At 65.1% G+C, this 15,295-nt stretch carries 17 protein-coding genes (1 of these 17 cut by a window edge); 6 read left to right on the plus strand and 11 right to left on the minus strand.

The window, feature by feature from the left end:
* From AKL02_RS19615 to AKL02_RS19625, 3 genes are all read right to left on the minus strand, one after another.
* A protein-coding gene (locus AKL02_RS19615) for a flavin monoamine oxidase family protein (RefSeq protein WP_198453230.1) crosses the window boundary here: on the minus strand, positions 1-1,367 show its 5' portion. 277 nt of this gene lie to the left of the window's left edge; 1,367 of the gene's 1,644 nt are visible here — the first part of the coding sequence; the start codon lies at positions 1,365-1,367; its stop codon lies beyond the left edge, outside the window.
* A gap of 175 nt (positions 1,368-1,542) precedes the next feature.
* Positions 1,543-2,157 (minus strand): glutathione S-transferase family protein, encoded by a 615-nt coding sequence (locus AKL02_RS19620; protein WP_078570525.1) that lies wholly within the window; start codon positions 2,155-2,157, stop codon positions 1,543-1,545.
* Complete coding sequence (locus AKL02_RS19625) at positions 2,154-3,518, minus strand: NAD-dependent succinate-semialdehyde dehydrogenase (RefSeq protein WP_083079308.1); 1,365 nt, start codon at positions 3,516-3,518, stop codon at positions 2,154-2,156. The genes AKL02_RS19620 and AKL02_RS19625 overlap by 4 nt, the downstream gene beginning before the upstream one ends.
* A gap of 329 nt (positions 3,519-3,847) precedes the next feature.
* Here AKL02_RS19625 and AKL02_RS19630 point away from each other — a divergent pair, with 329 nt between their 5' ends.
* Entirely contained in the window at positions 3,848-4,960 is a 1,113-nt protein-coding gene (locus tag AKL02_RS19630; RefSeq protein WP_083079309.1) for a zinc-binding dehydrogenase, read from the plus strand.
* A 70-nt stretch (positions 4,961-5,030) separates the two neighbouring features.
* On the opposite strand, the gene AKL02_RS19635 is transcribed toward AKL02_RS19630, so the two are convergent.
* From AKL02_RS19635 to AKL02_RS19670, 8 genes are all read right to left on the minus strand, one after another.
* The gene (locus tag AKL02_RS19635; protein ID WP_232621673.1) at positions 5,031-5,723 is read right to left on the minus strand and encodes a DUF4386 domain-containing protein; all 693 of its coding nucleotides are present in this window, start codon (positions 5,721-5,723) and stop codon (positions 5,031-5,033) included.
* A 25-nt stretch (positions 5,724-5,748) separates the two neighbouring features.
* Positions 5,749-6,648 carry an EamA family transporter gene (locus AKL02_RS19640; RefSeq protein ID WP_198453231.1) on the minus strand — a complete coding sequence of 300 codons (900 nt, stop codon included), beginning with the start codon at positions 6,646-6,648 and terminating at the stop codon, positions 5,749-5,751.
* A gap of 92 nt (positions 6,649-6,740) precedes the next feature.
* Complete coding sequence (locus AKL02_RS19645; RefSeq protein ID WP_165757033.1) at positions 6,741-6,890, minus strand: hypothetical protein; 150 nt, start codon at positions 6,888-6,890, stop codon at positions 6,741-6,743.
* Positions 6,891-6,902: 12 nt separating this feature from the next.
* Entirely contained in the window at positions 6,903-7,541 is a 639-nt protein-coding gene (locus AKL02_RS19650; protein WP_083079310.1) for a DsbA family oxidoreductase, read from the minus strand.
* Complete coding sequence (gene wrbA, locus AKL02_RS19655; RefSeq protein WP_083079311.1) at positions 7,541-8,164, minus strand: NAD(P)H:quinone oxidoreductase; 624 nt, start codon at positions 8,162-8,164, stop codon at positions 7,541-7,543. Before wrbA ends, AKL02_RS19650 begins: the two co-directional genes overlap by 1 nt.
* Before the next feature lie 106 nt (positions 8,165-8,270).
* Complete coding sequence (locus tag AKL02_RS19660) at positions 8,271-9,158, minus strand: LysR family transcriptional regulator (protein ID WP_083079312.1); 888 nt, start codon at positions 9,156-9,158, stop codon at positions 8,271-8,273.
* A 168-nt stretch (positions 9,159-9,326) separates the two neighbouring features.
* Positions 9,327-9,794, minus strand: a complete 468-nt coding sequence (locus AKL02_RS19665; RefSeq protein ID WP_083079314.1) for a GNAT family N-acetyltransferase — start codon at positions 9,792-9,794, stop codon at positions 9,327-9,329.
* A gap of 460 nt (positions 9,795-10,254) precedes the next feature.
* A complete protein-coding gene (locus AKL02_RS19670; protein WP_078522774.1) occupies positions 10,255-10,725 on the minus strand; it encodes a PepSY domain-containing protein in 471 nt (156 codons plus the stop codon).
* A gap of 125 nt (positions 10,726-10,850) precedes the next feature.
* Here AKL02_RS19670 and AKL02_RS19675 point away from each other — a divergent pair, with 125 nt between their 5' ends.
* The 5 genes from AKL02_RS19675 (at position 10,851) to AKL02_RS19695 (ending at position 15,171) form a co-directional block, all read left to right on the plus strand.
* Positions 10,851-11,204 (plus strand): PepSY domain-containing protein, encoded by a 354-nt coding sequence (locus tag AKL02_RS19675; RefSeq protein ID WP_083079317.1) that lies wholly within the window; start codon positions 10,851-10,853, stop codon positions 11,202-11,204.
* Positions 11,204-11,869 (plus strand): response regulator transcription factor, encoded by a 666-nt coding sequence (locus AKL02_RS19680; protein WP_083079319.1) that lies wholly within the window; start codon positions 11,204-11,206, stop codon positions 11,867-11,869. Before AKL02_RS19675 ends, AKL02_RS19680 begins: the two co-directional genes overlap by 1 nt.
* Positions 11,869-13,233 (plus strand): sensor histidine kinase, encoded by a 1,365-nt coding sequence (locus tag AKL02_RS19685; RefSeq protein ID WP_083079322.1) that lies wholly within the window; start codon positions 11,869-11,871, stop codon positions 13,231-13,233. Before AKL02_RS19680 ends, AKL02_RS19685 begins: the two co-directional genes overlap by 1 nt.
* A gap of 137 nt (positions 13,234-13,370) precedes the next feature.
* Complete coding sequence (locus AKL02_RS19690; RefSeq protein ID WP_083079324.1) at positions 13,371-14,756, plus strand: MBL fold metallo-hydrolase; 1,386 nt, start codon at positions 13,371-13,373, stop codon at positions 14,754-14,756.
* A gap of 28 nt (positions 14,757-14,784) precedes the next feature.
* Positions 14,785-15,171 (plus strand): DUF302 domain-containing protein, encoded by a 387-nt coding sequence (locus AKL02_RS19695; protein WP_083079327.1) that lies wholly within the window; start codon positions 14,785-14,787, stop codon positions 15,169-15,171.
* Positions 15,172-15,295 lie beyond the last annotated feature (124 nt).

Genomic DNA, 15,295 nt, shown 5'->3' on the forward strand with positions numbered 1-15,295 from the left:
AAGTTTTCATCCGCCTCCCAGCTCACGCAGATTGGCTGGCCGCGGATATGCGAGGCAATGTCGACGCCGGGGTAGATTTTGCCCAGCGCCTGCAGCGACAGCTCGACCCGGCGCTCTGCACTGAGCGGCAGCACCTTGAGCGCGTCGCTCATCCAGGCGTAGCTGAGGCAGATCACGCCGGGGCGGTCGGGTCCGTTGTCGAAGAAATAGGTGCCCCGCGTCAGCCGGTCGGTGAGCGTCATCGACATCAGCGGTTCGCCGGTTTCCGGATCGACGTCGTTCCAGAACGGCCGGTCGGTCATGACGAAGGTTTTCGCGGCCTGCATGTAGCGGGTCCGGTCGAGCGCCATCCACATCTTCTGATCGAACAGATCCTCTTCGGTCTCGATCGCCGTCGTCAGCAGATGCGTCTGGCAGGTCGCGAGGACCGCCGCATAGTCGTCCTCGTTGCCCCATTGGTCCCGAAGCCGGATCATCTCACCTTCGCGGCTCAGGGCGGTTGCGCGGCTGCGCGTCGCGCCGCCATGCAGGCTCGCGAGCGTCGTGCCCTCCGGCCAATGCGCGCAGGCAGGCGCCGCGTTCCAGAGGCGATGCAGGACAGTCTCCACCCCGTCCACGATATAGCGCTGATCGTCGTCGAGCCCGAGCAGGTTCACCCGCAGGATCTCCAGCATCGAGTTCGGGAAATCCGAGTCCCAGCCGCCAGTGCCGAAGCCGACCTGACCGAAAATCTCCCGGTGCGAGAAATCGAGCTTCTGGAACGCGTCGGAATGGGCCACGAAATCGTAGAAGGTGCGCTCATCCCAGTCTTGGACGAGCGGATCCCAGATCGCCTTGATGGCCTCAATGTCCTTGGCGCGCACCGCGGCTTGCAGGTCGGGAAAGGCCGCCTGACTGCGGAGTGCCTCATCGTAGGCCTCTGCGATCTGATGGTATTGCTCGGGCAGGTCTTCGAGGCTGCGAGCGAAATGGCGTTGGCCTTCGAGCTCGATGACGGTCGACCCGGCGGCGGGCGTCAGCGGGTTCGGAAAAGGTCGGCTCTCGCATCCGACAAGATCGACATAGTGGTAGAACCCGCGCGAGGAGACGGGGAAGCGCATACCGCCAAGCTCCGCCACGACCCCATCCGTTCCTTCGAAGCTCTGCGAGCGCAACCGCCCGCCGAACTGAGAGGACTCGTAAACCACCGGTCGCAGTCCCAGCTTCATCAATTCGTAGGCCGCGATTACCCCGGCCGCTCCGGCACCGATGATGGCGACCGGCGCGCCAAGTACATTCTTCGGAACCGTGCCGAGACCCGCGGGATGACTGATCCAGTCCTCGTAGGAAAAGGGGAAATCCGGTCCAAAGGCTGTCAATTGCTGCATAGCTGTCTCCTGCTCCGCCAGTCGTCACCGCAACCCGATGGATGCGGTAAAGAAGACCTCTACGAGAATGTCAGGGTCTGCAAGCGGGCATTCCGCGGGCGCTCGGGCCGGCGGGTTGACCAGATCGATCCGGCCTTTCAAGCCCGAGTCACCGCAGCGAAATCCGCGACGGCTCTCACCCGGGAGGCGCCATCGGGCCGGCGGCTTCCGTCGCCGCGATGTATCCCGGCTGCGCTCGCAGCGCCGCCCAATAGGCCGCGACCTTCGGATGATCCGCGAGCAGGTCGAACCGCGCCAACAAGGCAATGACATAGGACATCTGGATATCGGCCAGCATCGCCTTGTCGCCGAACAGCAGAGGCCCCGTACCGATCGCCCGTGCGATGAAATTGAGATGGGCATCAAGCGCCGCCTGCGCCTGAGCGGGGACCGGCTTGTCGCGAAAGGCTGGCAAAATCGCTTGCAGCACGACCTCGGCGAAGGAGCTCTCGACGTAATCGAGGAGCTCCTCGTGCTGCCAGAATTCCGGAGTGCCCCGCGGCGGTGTGTGGGTCTCGTCGCCGTATTTCGCGACGAGGTAGCGAAGGATCGTCGCGGACTCCGCGAGTATCCGATTGCCGTCCTCGATCACCGGAGACTTGCCCAAGGGGTGAACCCGGGACAGGGCCTCCGGCGCGCGAAAATTCTCGGTGCGCTGATAATCGACCCGGTGGCAAGGCTCGCCAAGATCGGCGAGCAGCCACAGCACCCGGGTCGCGCGGGAATAGTGCAGAGCGTGAAGCGTGATCATGGCAGGAACACCGCCTTGGCGTTGACGAATTCCTTCATGCCGAAGCCGCCATGCTCTCGCCCGTAACCGGAATCCTTCACCCCGCCGAAGGGCATGTTCGGATCGGCGGTCCCGAAGGAGTTGATCCGGACCATCCCGGTGTCGAAGTGATCGCGGGCGAGTTTGAGGGCGCGGTCTTCATCCTTGCTGAAGATCCCGCCGCCAAGGCCATAGCGGCTATCATTGGCGATGCGCATCGCATCCTCGTCATCCTTGGCGCGGATCACCGCAGCGACGGGACCGAAGATTTCGTCATCATAGGCGGGCATGCCGGGGACCACGTCGACCAGCACCGTCGCGGGGTAATAGGCGCCGGTGCCGCCCGGGGCCTCGCCACCGCAAAGAGCCTTTGCACCCTTGGCGAGGCTCTGCTCCACCTGCTCCTTCACGGTTTCGAACTGATCCTCGCTGGACAGCGGACCAAGCTGGGTGTCGTCTTTCGTGGGATCGCCCACCTTCACCGCCTTCATCTGCTCGACGAAGGCGTCATAGACCTTGTCCGCCACGACGAACCGCTTCGCCGACACACAGGTCTCGCCGTTGTTATACAGCCGCCCCATCAGCGAGAATTTCACCGCCGTTTCGATATCGGCATCTTCCAGCACGAGATAGGCATCGTTCGATCCCAGCTCCAGCACGGTCTTCTTCAGCGCCTTCGACGCGACGCTGCCCACATGCCGACCCGCGCCGTCGCTGCCGGTCAGGGTCACACCGCGCACCAGCGGATGCTCGATCAGATTGTCGCTGGTCTCGTGGTCGATCAGGATGACCTGGAACAGATCCTCGGGCAGCCCGGCCTCGATGCATAGCTCCCGCAGGCGCAGCCCGGAGCCGGTGCAGATGCTCGCATGTTTGAGCAAGCAGGCGTTGCCCGCCATCAGGTTCGCCGCCAGAACACGGACCGGCTGATAGAGCGGGAAGTTCCACGGTTGGATCGAGTAGATCACGCCGGTCGGCTGATAAGTGACCACACCACGCGATCCGTTGGCGCCGTGGGTACGTTCCTCGTCGGCCAGCGCGTCTGGCCCGTTGTTCGCGGTATATTCAAAGATCGCGGCGCAGATCTCGACCTCGGCCTTGCCGTCCTTCAACAGCTTTCCGGTCTCGCGCGTCATGAGCTCGGCCAGCTCTTCCGCATTCTCGCGGAGCGTCGCGGCGATCTTGGTCAGGTAGGGCGCGCGTTCGGAATGGGACAGCTTACGCCACTCCAGAAAAGCGGACTGCGCGGCCTCGAGTTTCTCGACGGCCTCCTGCTCGGACATCAGCGGATAGGTCTGGATCGTCTCGCCCGTCGCAGGGTTGGTGGTGGTGATCGTGGACATGAGAACTCCTTCGATTTCACCAGGGCAACTTGCACCGCAGTCGAGGAGTTCCAGCGCCCGCGTCGGTAACGCGGCGTCTTTCGGCCCGCGAAACGGTCACTGCTGACCACGAAAACTTGTCCCTAGCCCGGTCTTGTCGCTCTCACCCGGGGCCAAGCATTTGAAGACCCCGGAAAAGACGCAGCGGAACGTAGCCGCGCGCCTTTTCGCTGCACGCTTTGCGGTCGCCTCGAACGCAGGGCGCTCTATCTGGCAATGCAAGCGCGCCCTCGGAAACCCCCGGGCGTGAACCAACCTATTCCCGACGACATTCAAATCTGGAGATCGACATGGCGACCACTGGCAAGCAACTGTTCACGACGCTGGAGGCAGACGGTACGCTCACCGTCGCGATCGAGGACGTGGACTTCCCCGATCCGACCGGCAATCAGGTCCTCGTGAAGATGGAAGCGGCTCCGATCAATCCGTCGGACCTCGCCATCCTCGTCGGCGCGGCGGATATGGAGAACGCGGAATATTCCCCCGGCAAATTCGTGGCCAAGATGCCCGAGCCGTTCAACGCGGGTTCGAAAGCGCGGCACGGCCTTAAGCTACCCGCCGGGAACGAGGGCGCGGGCACCGTGGTCGCGACCGGTGACAGCGACGCGGCCAAGGCGCTGATGGGGCAACGCGTGTCCTGCGTGCCGGGCAACGCCTACAGCCAATATTGCACCGCCGACGCGCAGATGTGCCTGCCGCTGGGCGATCACTCCTCCGAGGAGGGCGCGAGCGCCTTCGTCAATCCGATGACCGCGCTGGGGTTCGCCGAGAACGCCAAGATGGATAAGCAGGACGCGATCCTGCACACGGTCGGGGCGTCGAACCTTGGCCAGATGCTGACCCGTATCTGTCAGGAGGACGGGCTCGGCCTCGTCAATATCGTGCGCAAGGACGATCAGGTCGATCTGCTCCAGAAGATCGGCTCGACCCATGTCGTGAACTCGTCGCAGGATGACTTCATGCAGAAACTCAGCGCCGCAATCGACGACACCGGGGCCTTCTACGGTTTCGACCCGATCGGCGGCGGCCACGCGGTCGACAACGCGTTCAAGGCGATGGAGCAGGTCGCGGTGAGCCGGATGACGGAATACTCGCGCTACGGCTCGAACCAGCCCAAGCGGATGTTCATCTACGGTCGGCTCGACACTGGCCCGACGACGCTTTCCCCGAGCTACGGCTTCGGCTGGACGCTCTCGGGCTGGCTGCTTTTCCCGTTCCTGCAAGCGGCAGGACAAGAGACCGTCGGTCGCATGCGCAAGCGCGTGCGCGACAATCTCACCACCACCTTCGCCAGCCACTACAAGACGCGCGTCAATCTCGACGAGATGCTGACGAAAGAAGCCGTGACCGACTACCGGAAGATGAAGACCGGAGAGAAATACCTCGTGACCCCCTGGTCCTGATGATGCATCGCCGAAGTGGCCTGGATCCGACCCGGGTCGCATCGCCGGAAGTCGCGAGAACGGACCTTGGTCAGCTCGCGCTCCGCCCGTGTCGGCGCGGCGGGAAAAGCAATCTGAGGCAGAACGCAGTCTCTGCGAAGATCGTCACCCCATATGCCGGGGCGAACGCCGATGAGAGGTCGGGGACGAGAAACCGGATCCCGCTGCCGATCAGATAGACCAGACCGGCCAGCGCCAGCCCCGCCCCAAAGGCTTTCGCGAAGAGGCCCGAGCGCCAGACCAGAACGCCCATCATCAGGCTGTTCACACCGAAGAAGACCAGCCCGAGATCGTAGCCGTGGCCATGCAGCTCGAGAAAGATCAGAGCCAGCGACTGGGCGTCGGCCAGATCATGTGCGTTTGACAGAAGCAGCCAGGCCGTCTGCAAGGCCATCAGATTTGCCGCGATGAGGAACGCCTGAATCAGCCGAAACACCATCGCCGACAGGGCAAGACCCGGAGCAACCCCGCGGAAAATCAGGTAAAGCAAGACGGCAAGCCCCGCATCGCTCAGCGCCATAACCAGATCGGCGATGATCGCCAGCCGGAACTGGCCCGGCGCCGCCAGTATCGCTGCGGCCGTGCCCGCGGCATCTGAAAGGTCGATCAGGGGAGCGCGCAGGCCAAGCTCGGCGCCGAGCCCCATGACGATGATGATGAGGTAAAGCAGCCCGGCGAGGCGCGACTTTCGGATCAGGTCGTCGGTCAGGGGAAGTTGGGCCACGCGGAAGTCCTCCGTTGAATGCCTGTCAGGCCGCTCTCGATTGCGCCACGCGCGAAGCGCGGAAGCTATGGGCAACCCGCGGACGGTTCGCGCGCTGCCCGGCCCAGACCGAGATCAGAACGATAGCCGCGCCGCTCATCTGGAGCAACGACAGGCCCTGCCCCAGCCAGAGCCAGCCGAGGGAGACCGCCGTGACCGGGCTCATCATCCCGAGCATCGAGACCGCGCCGGGCTCGAGACGGGCGATGCCCCGGAACCAGATCGCATAGGTCGCGCCCGCACCGATCAGGCCAAGCCAGATCAGCCCTGACAGGTTCAGCGCGGTCAGCGGCGGCAGGGACGGCTCGACGATCCAAGCCAGTGGCAGCAGGATCAGCCCACCTGCCGTCAGTTGCCAGCCGGTGTAACTCAGCGCCGAGACAGGCGGCTGCCATTTGCGGCTCAGCACCGTGCCCGCCGCCATCGACGCGGCCCCTCCAATACCCGCGATGACACCCACGGGATCGACCGCGGCCTCTGGCCCCAGCAGAAGAAGCGCGACGCCCAGAACGCCCGTCGCCGCAGCGGTGACGGCCCCGGCGCGCACCGGCGTGCCAAGCCAGCCGCGCGCCATGAGGATGACCATCATCGCCTGCAGCGAGCCGAGCGTCGCCGCGACCCCGCCGGGCAGGCGATAGGCCGCCACGAAGAGAAGGCTCCAGAACAGAGCGAAGTTCAGGCTTCCAAGGAGCAAGGTGCGGCCAAGCCATGCACGCGGCGGCAGCGACCGCGTGAGCGCGACCAGCAACAGCCCCGCAGGCAAGGCGCGCAAGGCCGCAAGCGTGATGGGGTAGCCAGCGGGCAGCGCCTCGGTGGTGACGAGATAGGTGCTCCCCCAGACAGCCGGGGCGAGCGCCGTAAGAAGAATATCGGTGGTGCGTGACATTGGGTGACTCGTATTCAGGGAGAAGACTGGGGTTTCGCGGGCGGTATCGGCGGACCGCGTGAAGGTGCCTTTGGCGCCTTCGGTCGGGTCGCTCAGCGGAAGTGGCGCGGCGAGAGACAGGGGCGCTCGGGCCAGGGCTCGAGCCCGATATCGCGCATCAAATGGGGCGAGAGATCGCGCGGCACGCGTCGCGGATGGAAGCGCCGATGCCGGAGACCACGGAACAACAAACGGATCTTCATCAGGGGCACTCCTCAGGCGACGAGTTTCAGGGAACTGCGCAGCTGTGCCGCGAGGTCGTCGCGCGTCCCGTTCACGAGCCGCGCGCCGGTTTCCCGGACGATAAGCGCCGGAATAGAGCGGACCTGAAGCGCGCGGGCGCATTGCCGATCGGCTTCGACAGCTTGGGCTGTGGCCGGATCGTCGAACGCCTCTGCGAAGGCCGCCGCCTCGAAGCCGAGGCTTCGCGCGACGTCGCGCACGATGACCGGATCGGCGATGTTCCGGGCCTCGGTGAGATGCGCGCGCTGCAACCGGTCGAAGATCTCCCAATGGGCGTCCTGCCCGCCCAGCGCCTCTGCGGCCTTGCATCCGAGCGCGGCGGTCATCCCGTGGGGATAGTCGAACGGCGCGGCTCGCATGGCCTCGATATCGACAAGCTCTGGCCGGTCGCCGACCTCTCTGCAGACCGCCCAATGCCCGAGGATGGTCTCGCGCGCGGATCCGGGGGAGCCCCAGCGCGCAGCCATTTCGGCGCGGTCTGCCTGCAGGACGAATGTGCGATGCCGGATGTCGAGATCGAACTCGGAGGCGAGGCTGCGCATCCGCGACGAGATGTTGAAACACCAGCAGCAGACGACGTCGTGAAAGAAATCGATGGTGAGCTTGGGCATCACGCGGCCTCCTCGTTCAGAGCAGCCCCTGCCAACCGCGCCGCGATGCGCGCGACATGGGCGCCCTGAAACCGTGCGCCCGCGAGATCGGTCTCGGTCGGTGTCCGCGACCCGTCCGCCCCGGCGATCGTGCCAGCGCCGTAGGGCGCACCGCCGACGATACCGTCGGCCCGCATCTGATCAGCGAAAGTGTAGGGCATCCCGGCGATGAGCATCCCGAAATGCTGCAGCGGAATCTGCGTGGAAAGCAGCGTCGCCTCGTGCCCGCCATGCTGCGAGCCGGTCGAGGTGAACACGGCGGCGACCTTGCCGACCAGCGCATTGCGCGCCCAGAGCCCGCCCGCCTGATCGAGGAAGGACTTCACCTGCCCGGCCATCATCCCGAACAGCGTGGGCGTGCCGAAGATGATCGCATCATAGGCTTCGAGATCGGCGGGACTGGCGACGGGCGTGTCGTCGGCGGCGAAGCCAGCCTTCTGCCGGATGTCGTCAGGCAGGGTTTCGGGAACGCGGCGCAGATCGACATGCGTGCCGGGCACGCTGCGTGCGCCCTCCGCCTCGGCTTGGGCGAGCGCACGGACATGGCCGTAGCTGGAATAATAGAGAACGAGAACGCGGGTCATTGGATCCTCTTAGGGCATGGGTTTCATTGCCTGAGAAGATCGCGGATCAGCCGCGTCGGAATAAGCGGCCGAGGCGCAAATCACTCTTTACGCCGGTTGAAGAATGTCAGGCTTCCATCGCCGCCCGCAGGTGATCGAGAAACGCCGTCACTTTGGCATCCATGCCCAGCCGCGAGGCCGTCACGGCGAAAATCTCCGGCGCGGGCAGTTCCCACTCCGGCAGCACGCGCACCAGATCGCCGCGCCTCTCCGGCTCGTTCGAGACAAAATCCGGTAAGGTGCCGATGCCTTGCCCCGCGATCAGCAGGTCGCGCAGCACGAGGCTGTTGCCCACGCGAATGGCGGGATCGAGATCTAGCGTGGTGGCCCCGGACGGCCCGTGCAGCGCCCATTTCGTCAGATGGTCGGCCAGCAGGAAGCCGATGACCCTATGCCCCGCGATATCCTCCGGCCCTTCGGGCGTCCCAGCTCGGGCAAGATAGGCAGGCGCGGCGAAGATGCGCTGACGCATGGTGCCGATCTTGCGCGCGACCAGCGCCGAATCCGGCATCGCCGGTCGGATGCGGATCGAGACGTCGAAGCCGCCCTCCACCATGTCGACAACCCGGTCATCGAGCGAGAGCGACAGCCGCAGATCGGGATGCGCCTCCAGAAACTCCGGCAGGATCGGGGAAATCACCGTCTGTCCGAAGGAGCTGGAGGCGTTCACTTTCAGATGCCCGCGCACCGCCCCCGCCCCGTCGCGGATACGTGTCTCGACCGAGGTCACCGCGTCGAGGATTCCGCTTGCCTCGTCATAGTAGAGCCGCCCGGCATCGGTCAGAGACATCGAGCGCGTCGTGCGTGTCAGCAGCGAGCTCCCGAGGCTTTCCTCCAGCAGCTTGATCTCGCGGCTCAAAAGCGCGGGCGACACCCCGAGATCCTCCGCCGCGCGCGCGAAACTGCCGCGCTCTACGATGCGGCGGAAGGCTTGCATGACGGAAAGCTTGTCCATTTCGGAAAACCCTCGGGGCGGTCAGGTAGCGCTCCGAATAGCACGAATTTCGCGCCACGCGAACGCCCTCGCAGAGAGCGGCCGCAAGTGCCGAAGCCGCAGGGTGCATCGCGGGAGACGAAGGCGACCTACAGGACCGCTGCCCAAGGCTGCGACCAGAGCGCCCGCTCACTGGGCAGGCCGCTCCTCCAGATTCAGCCGCATCGTGGCCATGCCCTGGCGCCGCGACAGCTCCTCATAACCAGCCGAGAGATAGGCGTTGTGGGCTGGCGCGTTGTCGACTTCCACCTTCAAGGTCAGGGTCAGCGCGCCGAGGTCGCGTGCTGCCTGCTCCACATGGCTCGTCAGCTCCGCAGCAGCCCCGCCGCGTGCCTCTTCGACGAGATAGACATAGGTAAGGTGCCGCACTTCCGGCCCGACACCCTCACGCAGCGCGAAGAAACCCACATCTCGCCCCGCGGCATCCTGTAGGTAGAAGGAGACATCCTCGCGGTCTCCGAGCCACTTCTGATGCCATTCCATCTCGTCGAACGGGACTTTCGCATTGGGATTGAGCAACGGGATTTCGGCGTCCGACAGCATCGCTGCCAAGGGTGCCAGATCGCGATCGCGGTTGCGGCGCAGGGTAAGTGCCATATGTCCTTCCTTCGGCTGGGCCCGGCACGTGCGCCGAGGGTCCTTATGAAAGGTCGCGTGCCTGACACAGAAATCCAGTGCGGGTCAACCGGAGGGCGCCCCGCAACTGCGTCCATGTCCACGGTGCGGGCAGGCCCGAGCGGCGGGCCAGCAGACAGCGGCGCTCGGATATTCGCCATTTCGGAGCTTTGGAAAATAATCGAGCGAGCTTTGTGAGGGGTGTGGGGACGGCACAACAAAGCTCGCTCGATACCCCGCGGCTCAGGTCAGGCGTGTTTGCGGCCGGTGACCATGGCTCTCGCGAGGTGTTCGGGATGGGAGTGGCCCGCGAGGTGCACGCCTCCCAAATGTAGGACACTCAGGTCGAGTGTCAGGTGGGCGGTGGCGAATCTCGCCACCAGCCCTCAGTATCCGAAGCGGACGAAAGGGCCTCAGACCCGACTGGCCGCTCTTTCGCTCATCAGTCCAGCTCGGAGCCGATGATCTCGCCCGACACCGGGTCGAGCTTCAGCTCAAGTCGACGACCGTCGCGATCGCGGACCTTGGCTTCATAGCTGTAGCGCTCCATCTCCATCTTGCTGATCTGGTAGCCCTCGGCACGCAGGTCGCTGGCGACCTCGTCCATCTTCTTCCACTGCTCGCGTGCCTGATTCATGTTGCGAACTTCCTCGCGGTAGTTCGACGGCATGCCGTATTCGCCCTCGGACTCGCCATTGCGATACGAGTTGCGATATTCGTTCCGGTATTCATAGGTCTCGCGGTTCTGGGACTTGGTCTGCGTGGCATTCTTCTGCGGCAGCATGACCTGACCGCCCGACTGCCCGCCGCCGCCATTCCCATTGCCGCCAGGACCCTGCGCCTGTGCGGCACCGAGGCTGAATGCGCCGACAGCGGCACCGAGGGCGGCGGTGAAGAGAAGAGTGCGTTTCATCTTTAACTCCTGTGATCGGATAGGGGCGAGTTGCCCGGATGAGACGACATTGGCAGATTCACTCTGACGCCGTACTGACGGGCTTTGTCAGCGTTCTGTCAGCTTGTTTGCGCTAGGAAAGCCGTATGAAAACGCTCACGACCCTTCTCCTTCTTTCGCTGGCCACGGCCACGCCCGCCCTCGCCGATCGTGCGGGCGGCGGCGGCGGTGGCTCGGGCCGAGGCGGCTCGGATCACGACCGGGCGCGCAGCGCGGTCGAGCGCGAAGAGATTCTGCCGCTGTCGAAAATCCTCGGCGGCGTGCGCAACCGTTTCGGCGGCCGCGTCATCAAGCTGGATCTCGAATCGGATGACGGTCACTATGTCTACGAGCTCAAGCTGATCACCCCGGAAGGCCGGATCATCGAGCTTGAGGTTGACGCGGCGACCGGTTTGCCGATTGGTGGTCCCGAAGACAGCGAGCGCGACGGGGACAAGTAATGCGCGTATTGGCGGTCGAGGACGACCAGAGGATCGCGGCGGATCTCAAGGCTGCGCTCGAGGCGGCGGGGTTTCTCGTCGAGACCTGCGCGGACGGGCTCGATGCGTGGTTTCTGGGCGATACCGAAGATTACGACCTCGTCATTCTCGATCTCGGCCTGCCGAAGATGGACGGGCTGAGCATCCTCAAGAAATGGCGCGCCAATGATCGCGAAATGCCGGTGCTCGTGCTGACCGCGCGCGGCGCCTGGACCGAGCGGGTCGAAGGCATCGACGCGGGCGCGGATGACTACCTGCCCAAACCGTTTCGCATGGAAGAGCTGGTCGCCCGTGCGCGTGCCCTGATCCGGCGGTCGGCAGGGCGAGCCTCGGCAAACCAGAGCGTGGGCGAGCTGACGCTCGACGCGAACCGGATGAGCGTGTCGATCCGCGGCGTGCCGATTGCGGCGACGGCGCTGGAATTCCGGCTGCTCTCCTACCTGATGCTGCATCGCGACCGCGTCGTGCCGCCGACCGAACTGCTCGAACATCTCTATGGCGACGACGACTCGCGCGAGGCCAACGCGCTGGAGGCGCTCGTCGCGCGGCTGCGCCGCAAACTCGGCCCCGGCGTGATCGGCACGCGGCGCGGCTTTGGCTATTTCCTCGAAGGCGGCGACGCGTGATGCGGTTGTCGCTGCGCCTCCGGCTCGCGCTTGGCGGCGCGCTCGCGGTGGTGCTGGCGCTGGCGATTGCCTCCGCCGCGCTGACGGCGCTGTTTGCCGCCCATGTTCAGCGCCGGGCCGAGGCCGAACTGTCGGTGCAACTCGATCAGGTCGTGGCGGCGCTCGGGCGCGATGCCGACGGGAGGCTGGCGCTGCAGACGCCGCCCGCCGATCCGCGCTTCGACCAACCTCTGAGCGGGCTTTACTGGCAGATCGACCTCGGCGACACGCTGCTGCGGTCGCGCTCGCTTTGGGATTACGTGCTGCCGCTGCCGCCCGATGCGCTGCCCGACGGGCATGTCCATGTGCATCGCCTGCCCGATCAGACCGGCGGAACGCTTCTGACGCTGGAGCGCAGCGTGACCCTGCCGCCTTCGCTGGGCGAGGGCCGAGTGCGCGCGGCGGTCGCCCTGACGACGACCGATCTGGATCAGGCGCGCAGCGATTTTCTCAAGGAACTGCTACCCTATAATGCGATCCTCGCAGCCGCTCTGATCGTTGCCGGATGGGTTCAGCTCTTCTTCGGCCTGCGCCCGCTATCGGAAGTCGGGCGGCGCGTGCTCGCCGTGCGCTCGGGCGAACAGCGGCGGCTTGGCAGCGATTTCCCGAAAGAGGTGCAGCCGCTCGCGAATGAGGTCGACGCGCTGATCGACGCCCGCGAGGCCGAGCTGGACCGCGCGCGCCACCGCGCCGCCGATCTCGCGCATGGGTTCAAGACCCCGCTGCAGGCGCTGATGGGCGAGGCCGACCGGCTGCGCCAGACCGGCCAGACCGAGCCCGCCGCCGCCATCGAGGAGATCGCAGAAGCGATGCGCCGCCATGTCGATCGCGAATTGACCCGGTCGCGCCTCGCGGGGCGCGTCGTGAAAGACAAGGCCACGGTGGCCCCTGTCGTGCAGCAGATCGTCTCGGTGATCCGGCGCACGCCCACGGGGAGCGCGGTGGAGTGGGACATTGTCGTGCCTGATGACCTACAGGTGACGCTCGACGCCAGTGATCTTGCCGAAGCGCTCGGGGCGTTGATCGAGAATGCCAGCCGCCACGCCACATCGCAGGTCACGATCCGCGCCAGCCGCCGCGACGCGGCAATCGCCATCGACGTGCAGGACGATGGCCCCGGCATCTCGGCGGACCGCATCGAGCATCTTCAGAAACGCGGCGCGCGCGCTGATGAAAGCGGTCATGGTTTGGGACTGTCGATCAGCGCCGAGATCGCGCAGGCCGTCGGCGGCACGCTGAGCATCGCGAATGCGGAGACCGGGCTGCGTGTGACGCTAATCCTTCCGGACGCCCGCGCTGGCGTTCCCGGGACGCGCCGCCCCTGAACACCTGAAACGCGCATCATCCTCACGCATCGTTTATGAGCGATGTCCTGCCTACATATTCAAGTTTTGGAACATGAATCGATCGCGGCGCATTTCTCCGGCAATCCCGAGCTGACGGAAATTCGGAGGCAAATGACATGACCATGCGTTTTGAACAGATCCTTGCGGAAGGGATCGCACAGTGCTCCTACCTCTTGGGCGACACCGGCAGCGGCACCGCCGCGGTCGTCGATCCCCGCCCGGATTGCGATATCTATATCGAGCGCGCCAAGGCGCTCGGCCTGACGATCACCCATGTGTTCGAGACCCATATCCATGCCGACTTCCTGTCGGGCGCGCGCGAATTGGTGGACCGGCTGGATGGCACGCCCAAGCTTTGCGTCAGCGTCGAAGGCGGCGCCGAATATGACTTCGCGCATGAGGGCATCCGCGACGGCGACAAGTTCACCTTCGGCCAGCTCACGCTCGAGACGCGGCATACGCCGGGGCACACGCCCGAACACGTCTCCTTCCTGCTCTACGAGAAGGACAATGACGACCCGTGGGGCGTGCTCAGCGGCGATGCCTTCTTCGTGGATTCGGTCGGCCGGCCCGACCTTCTGGGCGACGACAAGACCGAGGAGCTGACCGAGGCGCTGTTCCGCACCACGCAAGAATTCTACATGCAACTGCCCGAGGGCGTGCTGGTCTATCCCTGTCACGGCGCGGGCTCGGCCTGCGGGCCGAATATCGGCGACCGGATGTCGACCAGCATCGCCTATGAGAAAGCCCATAACAAATACGTCCAGATCACCGATCTGGAGGCCTTCAAGGACGAGATGACGAAGGACGCGCCGCCGGTGCCCACGCATTACCCGCGCCTTAAGAAGGTCAACGCGGCGGGCCCCGAGGTGATGCACGGATTGCCGCGCTGCATCGGCAAGACGCCGGAGGAGTTCGAGGCGCTGATCGCCAAGGACGACGTGCAGCTCGTCGATCTCCGCGACATGCTCGCCTTCGGCGGCGGCTTCATCGAGGGCTCGATCAACATCGGGCTGCAGCCGATCCTGTCGGTTTGGGCGGGCTGGACGCTCGATCCCGACAAGCCCATCGCGCTTGTGAGCGAAAAAACGACCGACATCAACGAGGCCGTGCTGCGTCTCTGGCGCGTGGGTTTCACGAAATTCGCGGGCTACCTGAACGGCGGCATCGCCGCGTGGCGCACCTCCGGGCGACCGCTTGCGCATATCCCGCAGGTCACCGTGCAGGAGCTCAAGGGCAGCGATCTGACCCCGCTCGACGTGCGCAAGAACGAGGAGTGGGACGGCGGCCGTATCCCCGGCGCGATCCACCATTTCCTCGGCACGCTGGAAGACGAGATGGACCAACTCGACCGTTCCGCCGACTATGCGGTCTATTGTCAGGGCGGCTACCGCGCCAGCGTCGCTGCGAGCCTGCTGCACCGCGCCGGGTTCAAGAACGTCTCCGCTGTGCCGGGTAGCTTCGGCGCATGGTCCGCGCAGGACTACCCGGTCGAAACCTGAACCGATTTCAACTCAAGGAGCCAACACCATGAGCTACACCATCGACAAACGCCTCACCGATACCACGCTGGAAGAGGCCGACACCCGGACCCGCGAGGCCCTGAAGGAGCAAGGCTTCGGCGTGCTCACCGAGATCGACGTGCAGGGCACGATGAAGAAGAAGCTCGACGAGGACATGCCCGGCTACATGATCCTCGGCGCCTGCAATCCGAAGATGGCGCATCAGGCGATCCAGCTGGAGCCGAATGTCGGCGCGATGCTGCCCTGCAACGTCATTCTGCGGCAGGACGGTTCGGACATCCTCGTCTGCGCGATCGATCCGCAGGCCTCGATGACGGCGATCGACAACCCGCAGCTCAAGTCGGTCGCGGGCGAAGTGCGCGACATGCTGGCAAAGGCGATTGAAGCCCTTTGAGCTGGAATGACCCCGGCAGCGAGGCCTCCTCCGCTGCCGGGGCACCCGCACACGCGTCCCGCGCAGCCCTTGCATTCGAGAGCCGTTTTGCGGGATATCACGGCCCGACGACTTCCCATGCGAG

Origin of the sequence: Thioclava electrotropha (assembly GCF_002085925.2) — a bacterium.
Taxonomy (GTDB): domain Bacteria; phylum Pseudomonadota; class Alphaproteobacteria; order Rhodobacterales; family Rhodobacteraceae; genus Thioclava; species Thioclava electrotropha.